4 protein-coding genes are annotated in these 5,028 nt (G+C 65.3%); 2 read left to right on the top strand and 2 right to left on the bottom strand.

Going from position 1 to position 5,028, the window contains the following annotated elements:
- A partial coding sequence (locus ACE3S9_RS14620) for a cation-translocating P-type ATPase (protein WP_374547215.1) occupies positions 1-1,480 on the top strand: 1,480 nt, incomplete at its 5' end.
- On the opposite strand, the gene ACE3S9_RS14615 is transcribed toward ACE3S9_RS14620, so the two are convergent.
- Positions 1,455-3,089 (bottom strand): isovaleryl-CoA dehydrogenase, encoded by a 1,635-nt coding sequence (locus ACE3S9_RS14615; RefSeq protein ID WP_374547214.1) that lies wholly within the window; start codon positions 3,087-3,089, stop codon positions 1,455-1,457. The genes ACE3S9_RS14620 and ACE3S9_RS14615 overlap by 26 nt on opposite strands.
- Before the next feature lie 115 nt (positions 3,090-3,204).
- Entirely contained in the window at positions 3,205-3,807 is a 603-nt protein-coding gene (locus ACE3S9_RS14610) for a TetR/AcrR family transcriptional regulator (RefSeq protein ID WP_374547213.1), read from the bottom strand.
- 99 nt (positions 3,808-3,906) lie between these two features.
- On the opposite strand from ACE3S9_RS14610, the gene ACE3S9_RS14605 reads away from it, so the two are divergent.
- Positions 3,907-5,028, top strand: a 1,122-nt coding sequence (locus tag ACE3S9_RS14605) for an aldehyde dehydrogenase family protein (RefSeq protein ID WP_374547212.1), incomplete at its 3' end; no start/stop codon positions are given.

Below are 5,028 nucleotides of genomic sequence, written 5' to 3'. Positions count from 1 at the left end.
GATGGAAATCGCGCTCTGGCGCATCGCCGCCGAAAAGGGCCGCGCCAAAGAAGAGCGCTGCCGCGCGGCGCCACGGGTCCAGGAGCTGCCGTTCGATTCCGACCGCAAGCGCATGACGACCTTCCATCGCGACGGCGACCGCTTTATCGCCTATAGCAAGGGCGCGCCGGAGAGCCTGCTGCCGCTTTGCAAGGCGGGTGAGGCGGAGCGCAAAAGCCTGCTCGCCGCCGCCGAAGCCATGGCGGCGGACGGGCTGCGCGTCCTTGCGGTGGCGTCCCGCGATTGGGCGGCGCTGCCCGAATGCGCCGATCCCGCCACGATTGAAACGGACCTGACCTTTCTTGGCTTCGTCGGGCTTCAGGACCCGCCGCGTCCCGAGGCGAAGGCGGCGGTGGCGCAATGCCGCGCCGCCGGCGTGACCCCTGTAATGATCACCGGCGACCATCCCGTGACCGGGAAGGCGATTGCACTGGCGCTGGGCATGTTCGGCCCTGATGACGAAGTCATGACCGGGCCGGAATTGCGCGGGCTTTCCGACGCCGAACTGGCGGGGCGGATCAATCGCACCCGGGTTTTCGCTCGCGTCGATCCCGAGCAGAAGATTAGGATCGTGGCGGCGATTCAGGCGCGCGGCGAATTCGTCGCTATGACCGGCGACGGCGTCAACGACGCGCCGGCGCTGCTGCGCGCCGATATTGGCGTCGCCATGGGCAAATCGGGCACGGATGTCGCCCGCGAAGCCTCCGCCCTCGTGTTGCTCGATGATAATTTCGCGACCATCGTCGCCGCCATCGCGGAAGGGCGGCGCATCTTCGACAATATCCGCAAGTTCATCCGCTATATCCTGACCTGCAACGCCGCCGAGATCTGGTCGATCTTTCTGGCGCCATTCTTCGGCCTGCCGATTCCGCTGCTGCCGATCCAGATCCTGTGGATCAACCTCGTCACCGACGGCCTGCCGGGGATAGCGCTCGCGGCGGAGCCGGCCGAACGCGCCGTGATGCGACGTCCGCCGCGCCCCTCCGGCGAAAGCATTTTCGCGCGCGGCATGGGGTGGCACATCCTGTGGGTCGGTCTTTCGATCGGCGCCATCACTTTGCTGACCCAGGCGGTTTCGATCCGGTTCGGCCTCGGCCATTGGCAGACGATGGTCTTCACCGTCCTGGCCTTGTCGCAGATGGCCCATGTCATCGCGATCCGCTCCGAGAGCGAGTCCTTGTTCCGGCTCGGCCTGTTCAGCAACATGCCTTTGCTTGGCGCGGTCCTCCTGACCGTCGTCCTGCAATTGGCGGTGATCTATCTGCCGAGCCTCAATGCGATCTTCAGGACGTCGCCCCTGTCGCTGCCGGAGCTTGCGGCCTGTCTGGCTCTGTCGAGCCTGACCTTCTTCATTGTCGAAATGGAGAAATGGCTGGCTCGTCGCGGCTGGATCTATAAATCGGCGGCGCCTCACCCTATCGAGGCGCCGCGCGCTCGATAATGGCGCGAAAGTCCACATCCTTCGGCAGCGCGCCGTAGAGAGGACGGCCCCGGCCTTCGAGCCGGGAGCGGCAGAAGGCGTCGGCCGTCGCCGCCGGTGCGTGCCGGATGAGCAGCGCGGCCTGCAAGGCGCAACACAGCCGGTCGGCGAAATCGCGGGCGCCGCTTTCCAGACCGCTTATGTCCAAAGCGTCGGCTTTCAAGGCGTCCAGATGGCCGTCAAGCGCCCGATGCTCGCCGCGCGCCTGCGCGATCTCCGCGAGACAGGCGTCGAGCGAATCCGGCGTTCGCTTCAAAGCCCTCAACAGGTCCAGACACTGGATATTTCCGCTGCCTTCCCAGATGGCGTTGACCGGCGCTTCGCGATAGAGCCGCGGCATCGGCGAATCTTCCATGAAGCCGGACCCGCCCAGACATTCCATCGCTTCATAGGCGTGGGCCGGGGTCTGTTTGCAGATCCGATATTTGCCGAGCGGAATCGCGACGCGCGCGAAGGCTTCTTCATTGTTGTCGAGCGCGCCGGCGACGCGCAGGCCATAGACCAAGGCCGCTTCGGATTCGACCGCCAGATCGGCGAGCACATTTCGCATCAGGGGCTGGTCGATCAGAAGGGCGCCGAACGCCTTGCGCTGGCGGCAATGGTCGATGGCCTGCGCCGTCGCGATCCGCATGCCGGCGGCGGAGCCGATCATGCAGTCGAAGCGCGTCAGCGACACCATTTCGAGAATGGTCGCGATCCCGCGGCCTTCCGGGCCGACCAGCCACGCCATCGCGCCGCGCAATTCGGCCTCGCAGGTGGCGTTGGAGACGTTCCCCATTTTCCGCTTCAATCGGATGATCTGGAACGCGTTCCGGGTTCCGTCCGGCCGCCAGCGCGGCATGAGGAAACAGGACAGGCCGCCGGGCGCCTGGGCGAGGATCAGAAAGGCGTCGGACATGGGCGCGGAGACGAAAAATTTGTGTCCGACAAGGGAATAGAGGCCGTCCTCCAGGGGAACGGCCCGGGTCGTATTGGCGCGGACGTCGGAGCCGCCCTGCTTTTCGGTCATCGCCATGCCGATGGTCGCGCCGTGCTTCCGGGAGATCGGCGCGTCGCTCGGGTCGTAGCGGCCGGAATGGACCTTCGGCAGCCATGCGGCGGCCAGTTCCGCTTGCCGCGCGAGGACGGGCGTGGCCGCGAAAGTCATGGTGATCGGACAAAGATGCCCGGCCTCGACCTGCGTCTGCAGGTAAAATCGCGCCGCGCGGGCGACATGGGCGTTGGGGCCAGGCGCGCTCCAGGGAGAGGCAGCCAGCCCGGCCTTGACCGCCGCGTCCATCAGCGCGTGATAGGCGGGATGATAGGTTACGCGATTGATCCGCCTGCCATAGCGGTCATGCGTCTCCAATTCGGGCGCATGTCTGTTCGCCTGGGCGCCCAGTTCGAGATAAGCCGCCGCGCCCATTCGCGCGCCCAGCGACTCGAATTCGCCGAGGGCGAGGCCGGGTCCTTCGCGTCCGACAGCCTCCCGCAGCGCGCAATCGCCGGCGAAGAGATTGTAATCCACTAGTTCGGACGGCTGGTTGAAGACCTCATGCGTTTCGGCGTCGGACTGGGTCTCGCTGGACATGGCGGTGGCTCCCGGTCGGGCGTGAAAAGAGCGGTCGCCTCCCGTGTCGCGCCGCCGCTTTCCTGAAGAACGCCCGAACGGTTTCATCGTTGCGGGCGAGGAGCGACGTTATCCCTTACTTCTCCAGCCCCTCCAGCAGCGTGAGGAGGGCGTTGTCGAGGGCGTTGGGCCCGACTTTCTCGGGCAGGAGCAGCCCGTCGATCGTCAACAAGGTGACGCCGTGCATTTCCGCCCAGCAGGCGGTCGCCTGGCCGCGGACGTCGCGATTTCGCAACTTTCCCTCGGACTGCCCGCGCTCCAGCAAGGCGATCAGTACGCCGAATGCGGCAAGCGCTCGCTCGTTCAGATGCACATCGGCCGCCTTGCCGGCTTCGGCGCTGAACATCAGTCGGTAGAGGGCGGGGTTGGATTTGCCGAAGTCGAGATAGGCCTGCGCTATGGCGAGAAACGCGTCGCGGATGACGTTCGGCTGTCGAGGCTTAGCCGCCACTAGCGCCTCGTAAAGGCGGTCGAAGCCGAGCAGAGCCAATTCATTCAGCAGGGCGGCCTTGTCCGGAAAATGCTTGTAGGGCGCCGCATGGCTGACGCCCGCGCGGCGCGAGACTTCCCGCAGCGTGAACTGCCAGCCTTTTTCTTCGTTCATTATATCCATGGCGGTTTCAATGATGGTCCGCCTGAGGTCGCCATGATGATAGGGGCGTTTTTCAGCGTCCTGCATTTTGCCTCGAAGTTGACGGTGAAAACATATGTTGACATCGCCTACTTCTGGTTTTATGTCAATATTGATAAGTTGGCGCCGTCAACATGGGAGCGGAGCATGAACGCCGTCACGGCCATCGATGCCGATCATCGCCTTGACCAGATCCTTGGCGACCAGCGCGCCGCTTTCCTGCGCGACGGCCCGCCATCGCTCGGCCAGCGCCGCGCGGCGCTGAAGAAACTTCGCGGCGCCGTCATCTCGCGCCGGCGCGAGATCGAAGACGCGCTGCACGCCGATTTTGGCCACCGCTCCCGCCACGAGACGGCGATCATGGAAGTCATGTCGCTCGTCATGGGCGTCGATTATCTCCATCGGAATCTGCCCCGCTTCATGAGGCCGACGCGCCGTAACGTCGGCCTGCCGATGCGTTTCGGAAGCGCGCGCATCGAATATCAGCCGCTTGGCGTGGTCGGCATTATGGCGCCCTGGAACTATCCTGTCTCGCTCGCGCTCATGCCGCTGGCGACGGCGATCGCCGCCGGGAACAAGGCGATGATCAAGCCGTCCGAGTTCACGCCCGCCGCGAGCGATCTGCTCGCCACGATGCTGGCGGACCTGTTCCCGCAGGACGAAGTCGCGGTCGTCATAGGCGACGCCTCCACCGGAGCGGCCTTTTCCGAGCTTCCGTTCGATCACCTCGTCTTCACGGGCAGCACGCCGGTCGGGCGCGCGGTCATGAAAGCCGCCAGCGAAAATCTCGTGCCCGTCACGCTGGAGCTGGGCGGAAAATCGCCGGTCATTGTCGCGAAGGGCCATGCGCTGGATAGCGCGGCGGCGAGCATCGCTTACGGCAAACTGGCCAATGCGGGCCAGACCTGCATCGCGCCGGATTATGCGCTCGTGCCGGAGGACCGGATCGAGGCTTTCGCCGCCGCTTTCGACAAGGCGGCGGCCGCGCTCTATCCGGCAGGTCCGGCGAGCAAGGACTACACGTCCATCGTCAACGACCGCCATTTCGGTCGTCTGACCGGATTGATCGACGACGCCCGCGCCAAGGGGGCGCGCATTCGGGAGGTCGGACGCAATCCGGGCGAAGCCGGCGGCCGCGCTCACACCTTGGCGCCGACGCTGGTGCTCGATGCGCGCGACGACATGCGGATCATGCAGGAAGAAATTTTCGGCCCCGTCCTGCCGGTCGTGGCCTGTCGCGACATCGACGAGGCCATCGCCTATGTCAAC

Origin of the sequence: Rhodoblastus sp., assembly GCF_041915505.1 — a bacterium.
In the GTDB taxonomy this organism is placed as follows: Bacteria; Pseudomonadota; Alphaproteobacteria; order Rhizobiales; family Beijerinckiaceae; genus Rhodoblastus.
This window is presented reverse-complemented; position numbering and strand designations above follow the sequence as displayed.